We start from the raw sequence: 20,859 nt of genomic DNA on the forward strand, positions 1-20,859 counted from the left end.
ACGGCACGGTTAGAGGGAGAATATTCGCTAACCGTGCACGCTTGCTTTCCTTATTTTTTGCCCAATCGAATCAGGCTAATCGCGATGCAAACCGCGGATAAAGTCGAAGTCCACGCGGGTAACGGAAAGAAATAAACGAATTCGATTACGGCAAGGCCGGATAGATTGAAAAAAATCGGGTAAAGTAGATTTTTGGTAGTCTGCGGATTCGATACCGCGACTCCACCCAAAATCCATAATAAAATCGTAATAGAAAAAAGGGCGAGGGACAAGGCGATCCCCATTCCATAGTAAAAATCGTCATAAGAACGATTCGTCAATTCTCCCATCATCGGGACCTTGACCTCGGACATTTCCTGAACCAAAGCCTTGGCGGGAGGGTCCTGAACGTTTTTTCTTGCCTGCATGCCGAACGTATGACCGACGGCGTGGAAAAGAATTAAGAATGCCGCTATCCGTAGTAATATCTTAGGATTCATAGTTTCTACCTTTTTAATTGAGTCAAAATTCGAGAGTTACATAATTACGGATTTTGCAAACCGATCCGATTTCCTTCAGTGTCGATAAAGAATCCGATATACCCGGCTTCCGAGGAAAGAAACGTTTTCTTCATTACGATTTGCCCGTCCTCAGTTTCGACTTTTTGCAAAATCTTATCCAGATCTTCCCCTCCATCCAAATAGACGACGATCCCGTTATCGGATGGAGAGTATGACTCCCCTTGAACCAATGCGCCGCAATTAAAAGAATCGTCGCTCGGGAAAATCGCATATTTGATCGGACCTATTTCCATCCGATGAAATTCCACTTCTAAAATTTTAGAATAAAATTCGACGGCTCTATCCAAGTTTATGACCGGAATCTCAATCCAGTTCGCTAGACGTTTCATATTTCCTCTATCGTAGATTCGAATAGAAAGACAATACTAGATCCAGGCAGGATTGTATTGTAAAAATGGGACATTCTAATCCGGAAATAGTTTTCCATAGTCGGTCGCATCCTCTACGTAACGTCCCGGTGAACTTCCGGTAAACCTACGAAAATCTTTGATAAAATGAGCCTGATCATAATAGCGATCGTAAAAAATTCGGTCCTGCAATTTAGATGATCTCCGGTTTTTAACGATTTTGTAAATGGATTGAAATCGAAAAACGTTTGCCAATAGCTTAGGACCTACTCCGATCGTTTCCATAAATCTTCGGTTCAGATGACGCCTCGAAAAACCCAATTCGAGGGATAGATCTTGGACGGTTTTTCGGCCGCCGTTCATTCGTAGATCCTTGACTGCGTATTCGACTAACGAGTCGCGATTTTTCTTTCGCCTTAATCTTTGAATTAAACAATCTTGAATATATTCCACCTTCTGTACCACTGAAGGAAGATCCATGAGCGTATCTTCCCATTCCCGAACTTTGTCGCCGAATAAGTCCGATACGCTTAGCGTTCTGTTCGCGATTTCAAACATGGATAAGTCGAAAAAACGATAGGCGGCCTCGGGTTGGAGAATAATGCCGATAGTACCAAGCCCATGCTCGAAATTCAGATAACCGGGTTCGGTTCTCATTCCTGAAATGATTAAATTAGAGGTCCGATGAAGCCGCCCTTTCTCGGCGATAGTACAGCGAATATTCCCGTAAAAGGGAAAAATAATCTTAATTTCCCCGTCGGGAACGATCAACCAACTAGGTAAAACGATTTCCTTTCCTCGATTTTGATGAACCCATATCTTCGCGACCGAATCCTGTAATTCTCTCTTCGGTTTGAAAAAAGTAATATCCATAAGATCTAGTCCGTATAGATCTCGCGTTCGCGGTTTCACCTCGTATAACAAAAACGAGAACCGACGGAGAATCCATGACGTAAAACGATCCGGTTTAAACGAAAAGAAGTCAATTAAGTTTGAACCCGGGGAACTGAATGATAAAGACAGATCAACAAAATCTCTCGGAACAAATCCTATTGGGGCGATTTCCGTCGAAATCTAGGCGCGATCGCATAATTCAACTGTATCAAAAATATTGCGATAATGCTGAGATAATTATTTACAAAGCAAAGTAATGCTGCGACCGCATAAAGAATCTGAGCATAGATCACCCTATTCCGAATCGTTCTATCGATCTCGCGAATCATCGTGTGTTTCAGATCGACGAGGCCGTTTTGATAAGCGTAAGCCCAATGAAAATAAATGGTAGCACCGAGTAGAACGATATTAAGCCAATATAAACCTATCGCAGTTTTAAATTCGATGAATTCGCTCAGAAAGGCCGTCGTAAACGGCAGTAGCGTTACGAAAGCGAGATATAGGATGGATATCCAGCTTAGATGACGGTCGCTTCGAATAATAAACGTGTATTGCATGGAGTGCCCAACCCAAAATATTCCAAGAGTAATGAAACTCAAACAGTAGCTCAAGAGCTTGTGTGCGATCGAAATCAGATGAACGCATAAATCCGTTTCCGAATGAATCGTCTCCGCAATCGGAACTTTTATATCCAGCACCAAAAGGGTGAACGCAACGGCAAAAACTCCATCGGCTAAAGCCTCAGTCCGATGGATTCTTTGTCCGGCTATTTCATTGTAATTGTGAGTTCCGGACATTCGAGATTACCGTTAAAATATTATCATGTTTGAAAAGTGAAGCAGCCCCGATCCTTTTTCAAAACGAACAAACGGGACGGATGATTCGCCGTTGCCGCCTAACGGGGCACTTTTCTTAAAGCCGCCAGTAAGCTAAAATCATTCCTATCGTTTGAAGTGAAACGAAATAGTATGCGGCATTAATCGAAAAAAGTTTCCAAGAACGACCTTCCCAGGAAACGGAACCGAATAAAAGAGGAACATAGTATCCGATCCAGGTAAAAAAGCCCGCAAAGAATCCGTACGTCCAGGCCGGCTGATCTTCTCCGACTTTCCAGGAGGAGGGTCTCCAAACATCCACACTATGCGCCAATACGTAAGCGGTCAAAAAGGTTCCGATTACCATCAGTGCCAAAGACTTTATCATTTGTTTGTTATCCGGTTTCATATCCTTAGGAAAACCCATTTCCGCCGCCCACACTTTACCGAATAACGGGCCGTACCATAGAAAACCGATTATTACGTTCGCCAAAACTCCCGCGAGAATGGCGAGATAATTTAAATGAATTTCGGGTTGCATAAACCCCTCCTGGTTCGGAAAAGCTTTCTATCATTCTCAAAAAGCGAGTCAAGTATTTATTATTTCGTATCGAACAAGGTACTCCATCGCTTAACGCTTACGTTTCGATTTCTTCCATTTGAGAAGTATGAGTAACCGGATACAAACGCTTTAAGTAAAGTTGAGTAGCCTTATCTTCGGGAAAAACCTGAATCACTTTTTCGAAGTAATTCTTCGCGTCTTCGAAATCCTTTGCATGAAAGCTTATGACCGCGCGCTCATAATCTCCTTTCGTGCGCAGTTTCAAATCTTGGTCTTCCGGCTCGTCACCGTCGATGATTTCATAAACGGAAACGGGTTTTTGTTTTCCTTTAACCTTTACGCGGTCCAAAAATCGATAGTGAAATTTTCCGTTTGCCTTCACTTCCTCTACCGTGCTTTCACTTACTGCGATCCTAGATCCGTAGATTTTCGTAAGACTCTCGATTCTGGATGCCAAATTAACGGTGTCGGATATTACGGTACCTTCCAACCTTTCCTCGGCCCCAATCGTTCCAAGCATTAAAGAACCGGAATGTATTCCGACTCCGATCTGGATAGGAACATACCCTTGACTGTGCCTATGTGAATTGTATTCTTTCAAATACCTCTGCATTTCAACGCCTGCGGATACGGCATCTATTACATTTCTTTGAAATAATGCCATGATCGCGTCCCCGATAAACTTATCGATAAAGCCGTTATACCGCTGAATGATTGGACTCATCCTACTTAAATATGAATTAATAAAATTGAAATTCTCCGCTGGCGTCATTTGTTCCGAAAGCGTCGTAAAAGAACGAATATCGCTAAAAAGGACGGCCATATTCTTCTGAATTTGATCGCCTAACTTAACGTCCAATATCGAGTCTTTGCCGAGATTTGCCAGGAAATCCCGAGGTACAAATCGCGCGTACGATTCCGTCAAAATTTTTTGCATCTCGAGCGTCTTTGCTTGAGCCTCCTCCTTTTCCCTTTTGATCGCATTAATCCGAGAGGCTAGCGCGAAAGATAATAAGACGACTTCCAGTCCGGCGCCGATTTGTAATCCGTAGTTGGTTAAGAATACGTCCGGAAGTACGGCAAACGATTTTAATCCGTATAGTATACCGCCTGATAGAAGCGTTAACCAAGCTATCAAATAGTAAATGGCAGGCCTATATCCCTTATTTAAAACGTAAAAAGCGCAGCCTAATACCAGCGGGACGTTGAGCATCGCGTAAACGGCAAGAATCCAGAGTATGGAAGAGATCTTTACGAAAATCGATACGATCGTGAGGACAAATCCGATTATACTGGATACGATCAAAGCCTTATCTGCGCGAGGAATATGCTCGTAAGTTATCAGGAAGAATCTCGAAAAAAGTATTACAAAAACGGGAAGTAACGGAATTAAGAATGTCGGAGCGTAGCTGGCTAACCAGGTCGAATTAGGCCACACAAACTGAAAGGCTAAACCGTTTAAACTCATTTGCAAGAGGCCGAAGGTAATGATATATAAAACGTAAAAGAAATAGCTTAGATCCCTAACCGTAAAGAATAAAAACAAATTATACAACGCCATGACGAATATAAGTCCGTAGTATAATCCGAATATGAATTGTTCGTTCGCATTCCGATTCGCGAAAGCTTTTTCGCTCAGAATTTGAATGGGAAGAGAGATCGTACTCTCCGATTCGATTCTTAAGTAAAAAACGGATTCGACTTCCAACTCTTCGTCATTGTGCAGAGGCAATTCAAATATAAAATTTCTATGGTTGATCTCTCTTTCGCGAAATGGAAGCTTATCCCCCGCCTTCTTTACCTTGTAACCTCTTTCCGAAGGAATGTAGAAATCCACATGATCGAGCACGGGATGACTGACTTCCAGATACCAACTACGCACACTTCTGGATTCATTTTGCAGAGGAATTCGAACCCAGTACGCGAAATCAGTTATTCCAAAATTCGTTTTTTGGGGAATGGTAAACCTTATATCCTTTTTCCCGTCCACAATATCCTGAATGGTTAGGTTCTTAGTCTTATCTACGTAAAATGAGACGGTCTTTCCGATATCATATTGGTCCTTGTCGTCCGTGAGAATGATATCTTCAACATATCTCTGCTGACCATGAATCGGATAATTCAATAAATAAAATACAGAAAGGAATACGATGGAATAAATTATATTCATATCAATTATGAATTCCTAATGTTTTTGAAATTAATTTATCGAAAACCCGAGTCGGAAGATACTCCGATAAAACCGTGTCCGTAAGGAAACTACTTTTTAAAAAATACCTAACTTTCGGATTTGAACTTTGTATCGCATCAATAATTGCCGCTATAACTTTTTCCATTGGAACGCCGGCTTTGGCTTTTTTTTCATTTATTTGGACGAACTTCAAAAGCGAGTCCTTATACTCCGAATCGTCGGATATTTTCAAAATCCCTTCATTAATTTTGTCCGTCAACGGAGTCAATATGGCACCGGGCAAGATTGAAACGACATCGATACCGTATAAACTTAGCTCTCTTCTTAAGCCGTCCGTCAATGCCTCCAGTCCATATTTGGAGACGGAATAGGCGGCCAAAAACGGGAATGTTCGTATTCCGCTCATCGAACTTATATTAATAATGCGTCCGGGCGGAATCTTCGAATCTTTCTTCCCGCCCAAAAGCGCTATAAATTTTTGGACCACAAGAAACGGGCCGATCAAATTGATTTCGATTTGCCTTCGAAAAGAATCGATAGGTAATTCGACTAACGGGCCGGGAATCACGACGCCGGCATTATTAATAACCGCTCGCAACCCTTTGCCTCCTAAAATTTCTTCCGCCTCTTGAACTGCAGCGGATATAGCGGTCTCATCGGTTACATCAAAATATAACGGATGAAACCGATCGCCCAGCCGGTCCCTAAGAGCGGCGCCTTGCTGCCTCGAGCGAACGCTCCCAAAAACGAAAAAATTTTTACTAATTAGCGTTTCCGTTAATGCAAGCCCGACTCCCGAATTAACTCCGGTAACAAGTATATATTCCATAGACACACTCTATACAATTCTAAAGGTCGTGCAAATTATTTATTGCTTTTTTATAATTTTTCAATATTCTTCGGCCCTATGACTGGCATCGGCCATTTATCTTCCGCATTCCTCCTAAAATCTAAATTCAAAGAAACTCCTCTCTGGATTTTCCTCGTTGCTGCGGAAATCGTCGAGATAGTCTGGGTATTCCTGAATCTCAATCTTATCGGATTCATGCCCGCTTTAGAATATATGAAAATAGAAATACCTTTTCTTTATATTGGAAACATGAAGCTTTTAAGCCAGCAATATTCTCATTCACTCGTAGGAGGAATCCTAATCGGCATTCTTTATTTCTTAACTCTTAAAGCATTCAAAATGCCCTTCGCTTTGCGCTACATTACAGTCGCGATCCCTGTCAGCGGTCATTGGCTTTTGGACTATTTGGTTCACGATCATGATCTCCAGATTTTCCCGATTTCAAATACGATCAAAGTCGGCCCTTTATATTCTTTCGATTTGGCCGCACCTGAACTTGGCATTAGTGCGACGCTTCCCTTAGCGGGCTTCGGTATTCAGGCGTTCTTTTCCGCCGTGTGTGCATATTATTTTCTAAAGAATTTTCAATTCTCCGAAGCGACCCATAAACGAAATTTTATCATCGGATTCATAATACTTAATCTGCTCTCATTGCCCATCTTTATAAAAGGTTTAATGACTTTCCTAATTAAATCGGAAATTTGGATGACAATTGCCGTGCTCTTCGATATGATCTTTGCCGGTATCGTACTATTATATTTGTCTAAAGCGGCAAAACCGATCTCTCGGACAAATTCATAACTTACCGCCGATGCAAAGTTTATCATCGAGCAGAAATTTACGCATCGAGCTTGTCGCATTTTTATCTTCGAGAACACTTTTTTAAGAATTCGATGATTTTTGGAAATACATCCCTCTCGCTGTTTTTACCCATGAGCGTATCCTGATGACCGTACCCTTTTGCTATAAAAAGTTCGTTTCTATTATCGGGCCTTAATCTTTTTAGGGTTTCATACGCGACTATATTCGAATTCTTAAAAACCTTATTTTTATCTCCCGTGATAAACAAAATCGGTGTCTTTATATCGGATGCATATTCTAAATAATTATTAGGGAGAGAATCATAACGAGTTTCTCTGACCTTGTATTTTACGACGACTTTACGAAAGACGGCTTTTCTAATATGCCTATGATAATTCATGGAAGTTGCCCCGAATAAATCACCGACGCGTCGATGAGTCACTGACGGAAGGTTGGCATGTTCATAGCATGCCGGCCATCCGGTTCCCCACATCAAACTCAGCATATGGCAGGCGGGATTATCGCATTCATTATGAAACAAACTGATGAATTTCGAAAAGAACTTCCCTCTAGCGGGACCGGGCAAATAAGACCAACGAGGGTTTACGTTCGGAAAACGAAAAACGTTCTCGATGAGGAAAGGCGCCAAAATGAGTTTAACCTTAGACCATAGGGCGACATTAGGCGTAATTGAAACACTGTTGGAAGTCACGCTAGTAATTCCATCGATTTTCTTAGCAAAGAAACTCATAAAAAAGGAAATAGAGCCGACGCAGTGAACGATAAAATGGATTCGCTTATCATTGCCGACGTTTTCTCGAACCTTATGCAACGCAGCCGGAACATCGTATAAAGCGATATCATCCAAGTTATAACGATGAGGTGACAGGTTATAATTCGACCGAAGACTTCCGCGCCAGTCGAAACTCCACACGTCGTTAAAGCCGTGCTCGTGAAGATAAGTAACTATGTTTTTATGTTCCGGCATTATGAACATGTCGGAAGAGGTCGTAAGTCCGTGCATCAAAATGACGACATCTTTGCTTTCCTTTTTTTTAAACCTAAGAAGACTTAATGAGAGTTTGTCTTCCGTGCTAACATAATGTGTCGTAATTTCCGCATTCTTTACGCCGTCCAAAGTGAATAAAGGAATCTCGCGTTCTCTCCATAATTCCGGCTCGGCTTTTCCCCAATGAACGGCATATACCTCCCATAAGTTGCCGGCAAAAAGCTCACCGAATTGTAGAAACGCATTTTTTCTGTCTTCGAATGTTTTCCCGTTCGATCGAAAGGTCGTCATTTGTTTAATAAAATCCAATTCGTGAATGTGTAAAATTCCCTCGGCGATTTTCTCGGTCTTTAACTCCGATTTTTCGATCACAAATCCGTCAAAAATTCTCGTATATAGTGTGGATGTATCATTCCAAATATTTAAAATTCCGTCGTCCTTGACGACTTTATGTCCGCTTAGCGTGTATTCCGCTCCTTTCCGGTTTTTAAGGAAAAGCCTATATTGCATATTCTTAACATTTTCGGAAGGGGCACCCTTATCTACGAAACAATTAAAATCCCCTTTTACGACTTCCAATCGTCCACCTAAGGATGCGCAATCCACCCAGCCGATGGCCGTACCTTTTTCCGTAGGATCATACACAAAAAATGCGACGTCAGCTATCCTGATCGTTAAGTGAAACATAATATAATTTTTTTCTTTCTTTCCGGCGGAATAGGAATCCTGATAAGAGGACTTTGGAGACAGAGTAATATAACCCTTCATTTCTTCGGTAAATTCCAAGCTGACCGGCGCAGTACTCGCATTAGACGACTTCCTTTTTTCCCTCTTATTTGCCATAAATATTTGAATCCTTTCGAAATTAAAGCCTGGACGTCGATTTAGATCCGGTAATCCCTTCGGCAACTCGCTCCGACAACGCGGCAATTGTCATCGACGGGTTCGCTCCCACTGCCGTCGGAATCAAGCTGCCGTCGGAAACGTAAAGACCTTGATAACGAAAAACTTGTCCGAAATTTTTAGGATCGGAAGAACAAACCCCTTCCGATTCGCTGGTTGCTATAACGCATCCACCTAAGGGATGAACCGTTACGTTATTTCTAATCGGCCAGGACCAAGTCGGCAAAGGCAAATGCGATTCAGCCTTGGTAAATTCCGCAAAATCCTTCGTCACTTTCTGAATGGATTCGTAAAGCGGCATACTATTCTTTTGGGGCCACTTCACTTGCAAGGATTTTCTCTTTTTGTCCAAGTACATCTCACCGTCGGCACGATCGATCCCCATACATAGTAACACTGCGGAGGAGTATGAGAGATTGTTGTTGAACATTTCGCTTAGAAGAAACCCGATCCGACCGAAAATTTTTCCGGTAAAAAAACGCGCGAAAACTTCTCCGATCACTCTGAGAAAAAAACCGATTCTTAAAAACCATGGAATGGCTCCCTCCATGAAGTAGGAGGCGAATACAGGATAGCTAGCGTCTTCTAATACGAATGCATGTTTTGAATCGTAATCCTTGAACAAATTATAATCGGTATATTGCGTAATGACCGGGCCGTAATTCGGATCGGTCGGTTCTTTTCCTTTTATAACAAACGAAAGAAAATCTCCATTGCCGGAGAATCTCTTTCCCAACCGACCAGAGATTGCCGGTAGAGTTTTAAATTCTTCCTTACACTTCAATAGCAGTTCGGTCGTTCCTAAAGTTCCGGCCGAAAGAATCACACGATTCGTATCCGAATAAAGAGACTTACCGGTCTTCAAATCTATATAATGTACTCTGTAACCGTTCTCTCCCGTCGATTTAGAATCTTCCGTCTTATTCTTTCCTAGAGGAACGATTTTAACGACTAAATGCTCCGTCCGAATCTCCGCTTTATATTTGTTCTCCGCAACAAACAGATAATTCAAATCTAACGTGTTTTTAGAATGCGTATTGCAACCGATATCGCATTCGGCGCAATATGTACAGGAGGTCTGCACAGCTCCGTATTTATTTTTTTCCTGGAGACCGACCTCTAAAGGTTTCTTAAAATCGTTTCCAAAAAAGACATTAATATTTGCTAATTTAGAATCACGACCCCCCTCTCTCGCGAATCTTTGATAGAGCTCCGTTCGAACGATTTTACGCGCCGGGTCACCGTTTTGTGGAATCGGTCTAGACCCTAACACTTCCTTGACAACCTTATAATAAGGAACCAAATCCTTCTTTTTACTTTCGATAGGCCAACGTTCGTCGAAAATATCTTCCGGAGGTTCTAAAAATACGTTCGCGTAAATTAGGGACCCGCCCCCTAGTCCAGCCGAAAGCACGACATCCATATTCGGATAATTACGGATATCGAACAGCCCTGTTTCATTTAGATTTCGAAATTGCCGAGCGCGGAAAGGATTCGGGTCTTCGGGAACATTCCAAAAATTTCTCGACATGGCATGCGGAGATCGCGGGAAGGATCCCTTCGGATACCGTTTTCCCCTCTCTAGTATTAAAACTTTCTTGCCCCATTTTTTTGAAAGCCTGCATCCGATAACGGCTCCTCCAAACCCAGAACCGATGATTAGCGCTTCGTACAATTTGACTCAACCTCCGTTCGATGAAAAATTAACTTATTTACATTATTTTCCATATAAAATCAATAAATAATTGATTTAATTATAATATTTTGAATAACCTTTTTATAAAAGACTATGAGCAAAATTCGTTATATAGTAATTTCTGATGTTCATTTTGGCGCTTATAATAGCCTGCTCACACATATTGATGAAATAGACGGAGTTCCCCCGGACAAACGATTCCCGGTTAACGCGTTAAAAACCTCCCCCGTTCTCAAAGACTTGATGGAATGTTTAAAAACGATCGTCACTTCCGTTAACAAAGGAGGTAAACTACCGCAGTTTATCCTGTTGGGGGACATTCTGGAATTAGCATTAGGAAGCATGAATGACTCGGCCATGACCTTCGAACGGTTTTTAGAATGCGCTTATGGGACTAAAAAGCCGATTTATTCCGACCAACTATTGTACATCCCCGGAAATCACGACCATCATCTCTGGGAAACCGCGAGAGAAAAACAATATGTAGATTACATCGCATCCCTGAAACCCCGCGACCATATAGCGGATTCATGGCATACTACTAAGATGGTCGACCCGGATTTTATTCTTTCCGACCTGCTTACCGGAATACTACGAAGGAGCCCTCGCTTGAGGCAGGCGAAGGCGTTGATTGCTTATCCGAATTACGAAATCCGAGCGAAGGATAAGGGTAAATCGATCATACTGAGCCATGGAAATTTCTTGGAAAACATTTATTCATTGATGAGTTCAATCCAAAGAGTTCTCCTCCCGGAGATGGATACCGGCAAGGAGTTAAAGACTTCGACTTCCTTTTGGGGAAAGCTTAAAAGGAGCTTGCCGTTCCAAAGTAAACTCGAGCCGAATAAACCGGAATCCATCTATGATCTAGAACGCGAAAACTTTGCTTGGATCGATTTCTTTTGGTCCACATTGGGTAGGTCGGGGAAAGTCGGGAAAGGTGTCGGATTAATTTACGATATGCTACAAGACCCGAAAGCGGTCGGTAGATTGTCTTCAAACGTGTCGGAATATTTACTTCGAAATTTGGATATCCGTCCGTTGCTGAAATCGGTCATTCAATACGCGTTATCTTTCTTTCTTCAAAAGATCGTTCTTAAAGTCGGACAAAGCGAACGCGGAATGTCCGATTCAGTGCTTAGCGAGGAGGTCATACGGAATTTGGACGTCTACTTCGATACGATTCTTCCGAACCAATGGAAGGCGGAGACGGAGAGGAAATTCCCAGTAAAGTATTCTTTTATTTTCGGACACACGCACAAACCCTTCGAATCCCATTCTCAAGAACTGGGCTTGGCTTCTCCCCATATTCCAGTTTATAATACCGGAGGCTGGGTGGTTGATACGATCAAAGAAATGCGTTCACACGGCGGCGCAATTCTCTTAATCGACGAAGAAGCCGATATCGTTTCATTTCACGCCTATAAAGAAAGCGATTTGAAACCTTCCTTTCATCGTTTAAAGGACGAAACAAATCCCTTATACGATACGCTTATCCGAAAGGTCGATCTTTCTTCGGGCAATTTTAAAAAACTTTCATCTTCCTTTCATAAAGAAATCGAACTGCGTAGAAAGATGTTAAGGACCCGAGTGGAAGAATAAAGTCTACGGTTAGGTAATTCCTCTTACCGTCGAAATTTTCAGAGGAGATTCCGATTCGTCGGCATCATTCCTTTTTCGAATCACGGACTCGTAATAGGATTCATAGTCGGGAAAATTCGTTCCCATGATTCTATCCCAAAAATTAAAATACAAGCTATAATTGCCGTGAAATTTTTGGTGATGCATGTTATGATGCGAGGATGTATTGATCCATTTTAGAATCGGATGACTTGCCCAGCCTTTCGGAAAAAGTTCGTAGCCCAGATGCCACCAAATGTTCATGATCATCGCATAAAACGTATGGAATAAAACCACGTAAAAGTACACGGGCAAAAAGCATATGATCGGAACGATATAAACTCCTTCTAAGAACGCTTCCGCCCAATGAAAATTATACGCGGCCAAAGGGGAAGGGTTTACGGATTTATGATGAACTGAGTGTACATACGGATAAATTGATCTTAGATGAACCAATCTATGCATCCAATAAAACCAAGTCTCGTGCCATATCGTAATGACTATGTACGTGAAAATCGCGTAAAACCATCCTCCATACAACGAGAAATCGTAATATACTTTTTTCTGAAGATAACCGAGTCGAGAAAGAGTAAAGACCGTCACTGAAATCGCACAAAATATGAAAAGAGTCACCGCCGATTGCTTTATCTCGAAGACAAGGCGTTCTTTTTTAGGGAAAGCGGGCTGAATACGAAAACGTTGAAAATAACCTTTCTTCCAAACCCAGAATACTAGGAAAGCTATACCTGCAATCGGATAATAGCGAACAAAATTCATCATCAGCTGATAAAGCGCAAATCCCCCTACGCAATCCCAGCTCAACTCACAAGTAAACCTCATAGTCCCCTGCACTTTTACTCGTTTATCTTAGGATAAAATTGCCGTTTCGTCGTCCGAAAATCTTTCCATAAATGAAGAAAGAAGGCCTGATCATTTGGCACACAAACGAATCCCGGAACTTCCTTCAGCATTCTTGTCCGAACCGAGTTTCTCGATCAGTGCATTAAAGTTTTGTAACCGCCTAATCAAGCCCACCTTTTGCTCCTCGGCCAATCGTGCTAAACTATTTTTAATGAACAGAACAAATGTAGATTGGCAGCAAGAGTTTGAGGAATTTTCAAAAAGCGGATTTTCGCAACCGCAATACTGCAAAAAGAAAGGACTAAAATACTCGGCCTTTCGTTACCACTGGAAGAGGCGGGCTAAGATTCAGCAAAAAGAAGAGAGCTTTGTAGAAGTACCTCAATCGGTTTCAAACAGCATTTCGTCGGTAGGGTCTGAATTTTTGACCCTAAAAATAGATTCGTCCGGCAAGGCTTCGCTACAAGTAAACCTTCAGTTTAGTTTGGGACAATGGAGCTAAATCCCGGCAGGAGAAAAGTGTATTTACGACCTGGAGTCACCGACTTAAGGAAATCGATTAATACGCTTGCCATCATCGTAGAAGGCAGAATGAAGAAGGACTTGTATTCGGAGAGTGTATTTCTATTCTGCAATCGCAAGAAAGACAAACTGAAAATGCTCTACTGGGACAAGAGCGGGTTTTGTCTTTGGCAGAAAAGATTAGAGGAGAGTAAATTTCCTTGGCCGAACTCGGAGGAAGAAGTTCGAAAGATCCCGGTAGAAAGATTTCATTGGCTTTTAAACGGGATCGATTTCTTTAAAGAGCATAGGAAACTAAAATATAAGAAAGTGAGCTGAAAAGATTGACTAATTTAATCGCAAAATCTACATTTAGATGCCGTGTCCTTAGATATAAACGAACTGCCGAATGATGTAGAAGAACTAAAGAAAATTATTATATTCCAAAATAATAAGTACTCTGAAGAATTGCGACTCCAAAGGCAGAGAGAAGCCGAGCATCTCGACCAAATTGAGCGCTTAAAGATCCAACTATTCGGAAGAAGGACGGAGAAATGGAGCCAAATCGAGATAGACCAAGGACTTCTTTTTAACGAAATAGAAAATTCTCTAAAAGAAGATTCGCCTGATCCGGAGGAAGACAGTCTTTTTACTCCAGTCAAGGGCCATACGAGAAAGAAGACTGGAAGAAAACCATTTCCTGACTACTTTCCCCGAATTGAAATCTTGCACGATATTCCCGAAATCGACAAAACCTGTTCTTGCGGGCATGAGCTGACTCGAATCGGAGAGGAGAAGTCCGAGAAGCTGGATCTAATCCCGGCAAAAATCCAAGTCGAAGTCCACATTCGCCCTAAGTATGCGTGCAAGCATTGTGAAGGGACTTCCGATGAAAATCAACCTGTCGTTAAAATAGCACCAGTTCCCAATCAAATCGCCGAAAAGAGTATGCTTTCATCGAACTTTTTAGCTTACACACTTACTCAAAAGTTCGCAGATGCTCTTCCCTTTTACAGACAAGCTGGAATTCTTCAAAGATCGGGAGTCGATATTTCAAGAACAACTTTATCGAATACTGCGATCCAAGTATATGAAAAGCTTTCTCCAATGATTGAGGATATAAGAAAAGAGCTTTTCAAATCGAAGTATTTACAGATAGATGAGACGGTTCTCCAAGTGTTAAACGAACCGGAAAGGTCGAATACAACCAAATCCTATATGTGGGTGATTCGGGGATTTATCCGAGAAAAACCGGTAGTATTATATCATTATGAACCGAGTCGGAGTGCTAAATTTTTAGAGGAATGGATTTCCAACTTCGAAGGGATTATCCAAACAGACGGTTTTGAATCTTACGATTCTTTATTGAAAGTAAAATCAAAGATTCTTCATGCAGGATGCTGGAATCATGCTCGAAGGAGATTCTTTGAAATTTTAAAAATAGATCCTAAGAACGCTCAAGCAGAATGGATCGTAAAGGAAATCGGTAAGCTCTATGCAATCGAGTCGAAGGCCAGAGAAGCAAGTTTAAGTTCCGAAGAACATTTAAAACGGAGACAATCTGAATCCAAGCCGGTCGTTGATGAGATCCGTTCCTGGATGAATAAACGAATTATAGAAGTCGCTCCGAAATCTTCGATGGGTAAAGCCCTTGGTTATCTCGCTGGCCAATGGGAAAAATTGCTCATCTTTTTGGACCATCCGGAATTGCAATTGGATACAAATCTGGTCGAGAATGATATTCGTCCTTTTGTGATCGGAAGAAAAAATTGGCTCTTCTCTGGCTGCCCGGAAGGAGCGACTGCAAGTGCAGGATTTTATTCTTTAGTTCAAATTGCAAAGCTCGCGGGAGTCGATCCTTATGCGTATTTGCGGGATCTATTTAAGTCATGGGAAAGCGAGCCGAGGAGTCTTTCTTGTCAGGATCTGCCGCAACTCGCTATACCTGTGCTTGATTAGGCGGTTACGTAATAAGGGTTTTAATCCGGATATAAAAAAAGGAGGCTTTTGCCTCCTTTCATTGATTGGGATTTCTCGAACGAGTCGAGAGACATGCGCTTTACACCCGGAAAAAAATCCGGGTCGTCATTACTAAGAAATTTCTTACCAGCGGTAGTGGCTGAACGCCTTGTTTGCGTCCGCCATTTTGCGGATATCTTCCTTCTTCTTGATGGCAGAACCTGTGCCTTTTTGAGCCTCGATGAATTCCGCAGCTAGTTTATTCGCCATTCCTTTTTCGTTCCGGTCTCTGGAATAACGAATGAGCCAGCGAATTCCCAAGGCTAAACGACGCTCCGGGCGAACTTCGATAGGAACTTGATACGTAACACCACCCACGCGGCGTGATTTTACTTCCACTTGCGGTTTTACGTTTTCGAGAGCTTCTTTGAAGGTTACATACGGATCATTTCCGGTCTTCTTCTGGATCAACTCGAGTGCATCGTAAAATAGCCTCTCTGCTACGGATTTCTTTCCGTCTACCATAAGACAGTTGATGAATTTTGCGATATGAGCGTCGCCATAAACCGAATCCGGCTGAATTTTGCGGGGCTCGACTTTTCCTCTTCTTCTGGACATTCCCTATCTCCCGTTTACGCCTTAGGTTTTTTCGTTCCGTACTTGGAACGGCTTTTACGACGCTTATCAATACCGAGCGTGTCCAAGGTACCGCGGATAATATGATAACGAACCCCTGGTAAGTCTTTGACCCTTCCACCGCGGATCAGAACAACGTTGTGTTCCTGCAAGTTATGTCCCTCGCCAGGAATGTAAGCGGTTACTTCGATTCCGGTGGTAAGACGCACCCTTGCTACTTTTCGCATAGCGGAGTTCGGTTTTTTAGGAGTGAACGTGGTCACCCTTGTGCAAACTCCCCTACGTTGGGGGCTACTCTTAAGAGCAGGAGATTTAGATTTGTTCTTCTGTTTCTTCCTGCCGTGGCGTATAAGTTGGCTAATTGTAGGCATGAATCCCTTCTATTTTTAGGCGGGTGACGACCCGATTTTACCAGATCGTCAGTACCCGCTCTGTTGTAAATCTCTTTAGTTCTCCGTATCTTCCGGTATTACTGGGGGAATCTCTTCCTCTTCCACTTCTATCGGTTGATCCAGGTCTCCATACGTTTCTTTGAATACCGCAACATCGCGATATTTTCTCATTCCGGTTCCTGCAGGAATCATATGACCTATGATCACATTTTCCTTAAGTCCCGCCAGGTTGTCCGTCTTTCCTTTGATCGCAGCGTCCGTCAAAACTTTGGTAGTCTCTTGGAAAGACGCCGCAGAGAAGAACGATTCGGTATTCAAGGATGCCTTCGTTAAACCCAGAAGAATCGGAACCGATTGCGCGGGAGAGCCGCCTTCCGCAATGACTCGTCTGTTTTCTTCCACAAACATAAAGCGATCCACTTGTTGTTGATTCACGAAAGAGGTGTCCCCGGAATCCGTAATCAAGACCTTGCGCATCATCTGACGAACTACGACTTCGATGTGCTTATCGTTGATATGCACACCTTGGAGGCGGTAGACTTCCTGAACTTCCTGCACCAGATACACTTGAAGAGCGGTAACTCCCTTAACTCGAAGAATATCATGGGGATCCAGGTTCCCGTCATCCATCTGATCTCCGCGTTTTACGAAGTCACCGTGACGAACACGAAGTTGTTTACCGATCGGAATCGTTACTTTAACTTTATCTAAATCTTCACTGTCAGGCACGATATAGAGAACCCGTTTCTCTTTTACGATTTCTCCGTTATCTTCGATCTTACCGTCCATTTCCGCGAGAGTGGTCGCGTCTTTCGGACGACGTGCTTCGAAGAGTTCGTCCACGCGAGGAAGACCACCGGTGATATCCCGGGTTTTTTCGGCAACGGTAGGAATCTTGAATAGAATATCTCCTGCCTTGACCTTGTCTCCGTTTTGCACGGAAAGAATCGCGTCCACAGGGACAAGATATTCTTCGCGGGTTCCTCCGGATGAAACGACTACACGAGGAACCAGCTTGTCCCTACGCTGTTCGATCACTTTATAATTTACGTTAGAAGTTTTAACGTCTTCGTCCCGGCGAACGTTCTTACCTACTTCCAGATCCACCCATTGAGCGGTTCCTTCGATTTCGGTTACTCCGATCTCGTTGTACGGGTCGAACTCGGCCAGAGCCTGATTCGCTTCCGTGATATCGGTCGACTTAACGTTCAGAGTTGTTCCGGTCTTCACTGGAACGACGGCTTCTTCACCGAGAATTCTGAATAAACCGTTCTCGATTTTGATCGTACCGGGTGCGTCCGAAGTGACGTTTTCTCCGGAGGCGAGAGTTGCGACCAACTCACCCTTATCCACTTTTTGTCCGTCTTCCACTCTGAGGTTGGTCAGATCGGAAGCTTTGAACTGCTGGATCAGCCTTTGAACCACGATGGATCCGCGGCGAGTGAAGATAATTCCCCGATCCGTCGTGGATAGAGTCCGTCCGTTGATCGCGTTTACGATCGCACGATATCCGACCTTATGTTCCTTCTCCTGAACCTTAGCGGAAGCGGCTCCACCGATGTGGAAGGTCCGCATCGTAAGCTGAGTTCCCGGTTGGCCGATGGATTGAGCGGCGATGGTTCCGACCGCCTCTCCGATTTCCGCCGGAGTCAAACGAGCCATGTCCATGCCGTAACATTTAATGCAGATTCCCCATCGAGCTTCGCAAGTCAGAGGAGAACGAACCTTGATTTTTTCATAACCTAGGTTTTCCAATTTCTGACCGACTTCTCTCGTAATCAGGGTACTTTTCGGATAAACGATGTCCTCGGAAACAGGATCTACGATATCCTCGGCGGTATAGCGGCCGAAGACGCGATCACTGAGGGAAACGATTACGTTCTCCCCTTCCTTTACCGTTCCTAACGTAATGCATTCTTCGGTTTGACAATCGTCTTCCGCGACGATCACGTCTTGGGAAATATCCACCAGACGACGAGTCAGGTAACCGGCGTCGGCGGTTTTCAAAGCCGTATCCGCGAGTCCCTTACGGGCACCGTGAGTGGAAATGAAGAATTCGAGAACGCTCAAACCTTCCCGGAAGTTGGAACGAATCGCGAGTTCGATGATTTCTCCGGAAGGTTTCGCCATCAAACCGCGCATTCCAGCCAACTGACGGATCTGTTGTTTGGATCCGCGGGCGCCAGACGCAGCCATGATGAATACGGGATTGTATCCGCCTTTATCCTTCTCCAGTTCTTTGAACATGGAATCGGTGATGAGATCGTTGGTTTTGGTCCAGATCTCGATCACTTTTTTCTTACGTTCTTCGTTGGTGATGATACCTTTGCGGTATTCACCGTCGGCACGTTCGACTTCCTTATTGGCGTCGCCGACTAGAGTAACCTTGCCGGGAGATACGCGGATATCCTCGATGGAAATAGTCGGACTGAAGATCGTAGCGTAACGATATCCTAATTTCTTAATATCATCCAACATGAGAACGGTTTGTGCCGGACCGTATTTCTCGTACACTTCGGCGATAATCCTGTTCGTCTCCTTATCGGAGAGAGCACGGTTCACGTAAGGATATCCTTCCGGAAGAACCGTATTGAAGATCAATCTTCCCGGAGTGGTCTCCAGAATTTTTCCTTGGTGAAGGACCGAGATTTTCGTTCTATATTCGATCACACCCCGATCAATCGCGTAAGTCACCTCTTCCAAGTTCGCAAAGGACTTGAGAGGAACTCCCGCTTCGGAAGGAAGTTCGGAAGTTAGATAATAAATTCCTAATACGATATCCTGAGTCGGTCCGCAAATCGGGTGCCCGTTAGCGGGGTTCAGAATATTATGGGGGGAAAGCATGAGCATCCACACTTCCAACTGGGCCTTCGGAGTCAGAGGGACGTGGATCGCCATTTGGTCCCCGTCGAAGTCGGCGTTGAACGCATGACACACGAGAGGGTGCAATTTGATCGCTTTTCCTTCCACTAAGATCGGTAAGAAAGCTTGGATCCCGAGACGGTGAAGAGTCGGAGCACGGTTCAACATGACCGGGTGCTCTTTTACGACGGTCTCGAGAACGTCGAAAACTTCCTTCTCTTCGGCTTCGACTTTTTTCTTAGCCGACTTGATGTTCGGAGCCAAGTCGAGATCCACGAGTCGCTTCATAATAAAAGGCTTGAAGAGTTCGAGAGCCATTTTCTTAGGAAGGCCCATCTCGTGGTATTTCAGTTCCGGGCCGACTACGATTACGGAACGTCCCGAATAGTCCACGCGTTTACCGAGAAGGTTTTGGCGGAAACGCCCTTGCTTTCCTTTCAACATATCCGAAATGGATTTGAGAGGACGATTTCCTTTTCCTTTTACCGTGCGTTTGCGACGGCTATTATCAAAGAGAGCGTCCACAGCTTCCTGCAACATACGCTTCTCGTTACGAACGATGATTTCCGGAGCCTTCAAAGCGAGAAGACGCTTAAGTCGGTTATTCCTATTGATTACACGACGATAAAGGTCGTTTAAGTCGGAAGTCGCGAAGCGCCCGCCTTCCAATTGCACCATCGGGCGAAGTTCCGGAGGAATGACCGGAACAACATCCAATACCATCCACTCGGGACGGTTACCGGAATCCCGGAACGCTTCCAAGACTTCCAGGCGTTTTAGAATTCTCTTATCTGTGATTTTTTCCTTCTCTTGGATCTTTTGACGAATGATACGCGCTTCCGCATCCACGTCGATACGAGACAGGAGCTCCTTAATCGCGTCCGCGCCGATTCCGGCCACGAATTTGTCGCCGTACTCGTCCAAATACGCGTGGTATTCTTCCTCGTCGATGAGCTCCCCGCGATTTCTACCCGTGTCGGCCGGATCGATGATCACATACTTTTCGAAGTAGAGAACACTCTTGAGCTGGTTGATCGTCATATCCAGTAAGAGTCCCATACGAGACGGCACCGAACGATAGTACCAGATATGAGAAACAGGCGCCGCAAGTTCTATATGACCCATGCGCTCGCGACGAACTTTGGAGTGGGTTACCTCGACTCCGCATTTGTCGCAAACCACGCCTTTATAGCGAATGGATTTGAACTTACCGCAATAGCATTCCCAATCCTTGGTGGTTCCGAAAATCTTTTCGCAAAAGAGTCCGTCTCTTTCCGGTTTCAGAGTACGATAGTTGATGGTTTCCGGTTTTTTAACTTCGCCGTAGGACCATTCTTTGATCCGTTCGGGAGAAGCCAGTCTGATTGTAATTGATTCGAAGTCGTTATTGGATCTCATGC

General features: G+C 43.6%; 18 protein-coding genes. 5 read left to right on the forward strand and 13 right to left on the reverse strand.

The genetic code is table 11. The features are described 5' to 3' along the window. Nucleotides 1-50: 50 nt before the first annotated feature. The 7 genes from LEP1GSC047_RS04350 to LEP1GSC047_RS04385 form a co-directional block, all read right to left on the reverse strand. Entirely contained in the window at nt 51-479 is a 429-nt protein-coding gene (locus LEP1GSC047_RS04350) for an LIC_13387 family protein (protein ID WP_010414606.1), read from the reverse strand. A gap of 44 nt (nt 480-523) precedes the next feature. Continuing rightward, the gene (locus LEP1GSC047_RS04355) at nt 524-889 is read right to left on the reverse strand and encodes a VOC family protein (RefSeq protein ID WP_010414609.1); all 366 of its coding nucleotides are present in this window, start codon (nt 887-889) and stop codon (nt 524-526) included. 75 nt (nt 890-964) lie between these two features. Then, nucleotides 965-1,780, reverse strand: a complete 816-nt coding sequence (locus tag LEP1GSC047_RS04360; RefSeq protein WP_010414612.1) for a helix-turn-helix domain-containing protein — start codon at nt 1,778-1,780, stop codon at nt 965-967. Between the two features lie 176 nt (nt 1,781-1,956). Next, nucleotides 1,957-2,598, reverse strand: coding sequence for a TMEM175 family protein (locus tag LEP1GSC047_RS04370; RefSeq protein ID WP_010414614.1), 642 nt, complete (start codon nt 2,596-2,598; stop codon nt 1,957-1,959). Nucleotides 2,599-2,713: 115 nt separating this feature from the next. After that, nucleotides 2,714-3,157 carry a DUF1761 domain-containing protein gene (locus tag LEP1GSC047_RS04375; protein ID WP_010414617.1) on the reverse strand — a complete coding sequence of 148 codons (444 nt, stop codon included), beginning with the start codon at nt 3,155-3,157 and terminating at the stop codon, nt 2,714-2,716. A 97-nt stretch (nt 3,158-3,254) separates the two neighbouring features. Beyond that, nucleotides 3,255-5,348, reverse strand: a complete 2,094-nt coding sequence (locus LEP1GSC047_RS04380; protein ID WP_010414619.1) for a 7TM diverse intracellular signaling domain-containing protein — start codon at nt 5,346-5,348, stop codon at nt 3,255-3,257. Between the two features lies 1 nt (nt 5,349). Further along, the gene (locus LEP1GSC047_RS04385; RefSeq protein WP_010414621.1) at nt 5,350-6,198 is read right to left on the reverse strand and encodes an SDR family NAD(P)-dependent oxidoreductase; all 849 of its coding nucleotides are present in this window, start codon (nt 6,196-6,198) and stop codon (nt 5,350-5,352) included. 78 nt (nt 6,199-6,276) lie between these two features. Between LEP1GSC047_RS04385 and LEP1GSC047_RS04390 the strand changes: the two genes are divergently transcribed. Beyond that, the gene (locus tag LEP1GSC047_RS04390; RefSeq protein ID WP_039934113.1) at nt 6,277-7,020 is read left to right on the forward strand and encodes a hypothetical protein; all 744 of its coding nucleotides are present in this window, start codon (nt 6,277-6,279) and stop codon (nt 7,018-7,020) included. A 61-nt stretch (nt 7,021-7,081) separates the two neighbouring features. Here LEP1GSC047_RS04390 and LEP1GSC047_RS04395 read toward each other — a convergent pair whose 3' ends face one another. Together LEP1GSC047_RS04395 and LEP1GSC047_RS04400 are read right to left on the reverse strand one after the other, a co-directional pair. Further along, nucleotides 7,082-8,872: an alpha/beta fold hydrolase gene (locus tag LEP1GSC047_RS04395; protein ID WP_020988275.1), complete on the reverse strand. Its 1,791-nt coding sequence runs from the start codon at nt 8,870-8,872 to the stop codon at nt 7,082-7,084. A 22-nt stretch (nt 8,873-8,894) separates the two neighbouring features. Next, nucleotides 8,895-10,607 (reverse strand): GMC oxidoreductase, encoded by a 1,713-nt coding sequence (locus LEP1GSC047_RS04400; RefSeq protein ID WP_010414626.1) that lies wholly within the window; start codon nt 10,605-10,607, stop codon nt 8,895-8,897. A gap of 114 nt (nt 10,608-10,721) precedes the next feature. Here LEP1GSC047_RS04400 and LEP1GSC047_RS04405 point away from each other — a divergent pair, with 114 nt between their 5' ends. Continuing rightward, nucleotides 10,722-12,230 (forward strand): hypothetical protein, encoded by a 1,509-nt coding sequence (locus LEP1GSC047_RS04405; RefSeq protein WP_010414628.1) that lies wholly within the window; start codon nt 10,722-10,724, stop codon nt 12,228-12,230. A gap of 9 nt (nt 12,231-12,239) precedes the next feature. Here LEP1GSC047_RS04405 and LEP1GSC047_RS04410 read toward each other — a convergent pair whose 3' ends face one another. After that, on the reverse strand, nt 12,240-13,088 hold the full coding sequence (locus LEP1GSC047_RS04410) for a sterol desaturase family protein (protein WP_039934115.1): 849 nt from the start codon (nt 13,086-13,088) through the stop codon (nt 12,240-12,242). Between the two features lie 232 nt (nt 13,089-13,320). On the opposite strand from LEP1GSC047_RS04410, the gene tnpA reads away from it, so the two are divergent. From tnpA to tnpC, 3 genes are read left to right on the forward strand one after another with little or no spacing between them, the layout of a single operon-like run. Continuing rightward, a complete protein-coding gene (gene tnpA, locus LEP1GSC047_RS22045; RefSeq protein WP_010415162.1) occupies nt 13,321-13,611 on the forward strand; it encodes an IS66 family insertion sequence element accessory protein TnpA in 291 nt (96 codons plus the stop codon). A 17-nt stretch (nt 13,612-13,628) separates the two neighbouring features. Then, the gene (gene tnpB / locus LEP1GSC047_RS04420; RefSeq protein ID WP_020988302.1) at nt 13,629-13,949 is read left to right on the forward strand and encodes an IS66 family insertion sequence element accessory protein TnpB; all 321 of its coding nucleotides are present in this window, start codon (nt 13,629-13,631) and stop codon (nt 13,947-13,949) included. Between the two features lie 42 nt (nt 13,950-13,991). Beyond that, the gene (tnpC, locus tag LEP1GSC047_RS04425) at nt 13,992-15,569 is read left to right on the forward strand and encodes an IS66 family transposase (protein ID WP_020988503.1); all 1,578 of its coding nucleotides are present in this window, start codon (nt 13,992-13,994) and stop codon (nt 15,567-15,569) included. 144 nt (nt 15,570-15,713) lie between these two features. On the opposite strand, the gene rpsG is transcribed toward tnpC, so the two are convergent. The 3 genes from rpsG to rpoC all read right to left on the reverse strand — a co-directional run bounded on the left by rpsG (nt 15,714) and on the right by rpoC (nt 20,857). Then, nucleotides 15,714-16,187, reverse strand: a complete 474-nt coding sequence (gene rpsG / locus LEP1GSC047_RS04430; protein WP_010414635.1) for a 30S ribosomal protein S7 — start codon at nt 16,185-16,187, stop codon at nt 15,714-15,716. Nucleotides 16,188-16,201: 14 nt separating this feature from the next. After that, complete coding sequence (gene rpsL / locus LEP1GSC047_RS04435; protein WP_010414637.1) at nt 16,202-16,576, reverse strand: 30S ribosomal protein S12; 375 nt, start codon at nt 16,574-16,576, stop codon at nt 16,202-16,204. Between the two features lie 75 nt (nt 16,577-16,651). Then, entirely contained in the window at nt 16,652-20,857 is a 4,206-nt protein-coding gene (gene rpoC / locus LEP1GSC047_RS04440; RefSeq protein ID WP_010414640.1) for a DNA-directed RNA polymerase subunit beta', read from the reverse strand. Nucleotides 20,858-20,859 lie beyond the last annotated feature (2 nt).

It is taken from the genome of Leptospira inadai serovar Lyme str. 10 (assembly GCF_000243675.2).
Lineage (GTDB): Bacteria > Spirochaetota > Leptospiria > Leptospirales > Leptospiraceae > Leptospira_B > Leptospira_B inadai.

Excerpts from the sequence above, each read along its gene's own strand:
- LEP1GSC047_RS04350 (WP_010414606.1), bottom strand. The coding sequence starts at position 479 with ATGAATCCTAAGATATTACTACGGATAGCGGCATTCTTAATTCTTTTC.
- LEP1GSC047_RS04355 (WP_010414609.1), bottom strand. The coding sequence starts at position 889 with ATGAAACGTCTAGCGAACTGGATTGAGATTCCGGTCATAAACTTGGAT.
- LEP1GSC047_RS04360 (WP_010414612.1), bottom strand. The coding sequence starts at position 1,780 with ATGGATATTACTTTTTTCAAACCGAAGAGAGAATTACAGGATTCGGTC.
- LEP1GSC047_RS04370 (WP_010414614.1), bottom strand. The coding sequence starts at position 2,598 with ATGTCCGGAACTCACAATTACAATGAAATAGCCGGACAAAGAATCCAT.
- LEP1GSC047_RS04375 (WP_010414617.1), bottom strand. The coding sequence starts at position 3,157 with ATGCAACCCGAAATTCATTTAAATTATCTCGCCATTCTCGCGGGAGTT.
- LEP1GSC047_RS04380 (WP_010414619.1), bottom strand. The coding sequence starts at position 5,348 with ATGAATATAATTTATTCCATCGTATTCCTTTCTGTATTTTATTTATTG.
- LEP1GSC047_RS04385 (WP_010414621.1), bottom strand. The coding sequence starts at position 6,198 with ATGGAATATATACTTGTTACCGGAGTTAATTCGGGAGTCGGGCTTGCA.
- LEP1GSC047_RS04390 (WP_039934113.1), top strand. The coding sequence starts at position 6,277 with ATGACTGGCATCGGCCATTTATCTTCCGCATTCCTCCTAAAATCTAAA.
- LEP1GSC047_RS04395 (WP_020988275.1), bottom strand. The coding sequence starts at position 8,872 with ATGGCAAATAAGAGGGAAAAAAGGAAGTCGTCTAATGCGAGTACTGCG.
- LEP1GSC047_RS04405 (WP_010414628.1), top strand. The coding sequence starts at position 10,722 with ATGAGCAAAATTCGTTATATAGTAATTTCTGATGTTCATTTTGGCGCT.
- LEP1GSC047_RS04410 (WP_039934115.1), bottom strand. The coding sequence starts at position 13,088 with ATGAGGTTTACTTGTGAGTTGAGCTGGGATTGCGTAGGGGGATTTGCG.
- tnpA (WP_010415162.1), top strand. The coding sequence starts at position 13,321 with ATGAACAGAACAAATGTAGATTGGCAGCAAGAGTTTGAGGAATTTTCA.
- rpsG (WP_010414635.1), bottom strand. The coding sequence starts at position 16,187 with ATGTCCAGAAGAAGAGGAAAAGTCGAGCCCCGCAAAATTCAGCCGGAT.
- rpsL (WP_010414637.1), bottom strand. The coding sequence starts at position 16,576 with ATGCCTACAATTAGCCAACTTATACGCCACGGCAGGAAGAAACAGAAG.
- rpoC (WP_010414640.1), bottom strand. The coding sequence starts at position 20,857 with ATGAGATCCAATAACGACTTCGAATCAATTACAATCAGACTGGCTTCT.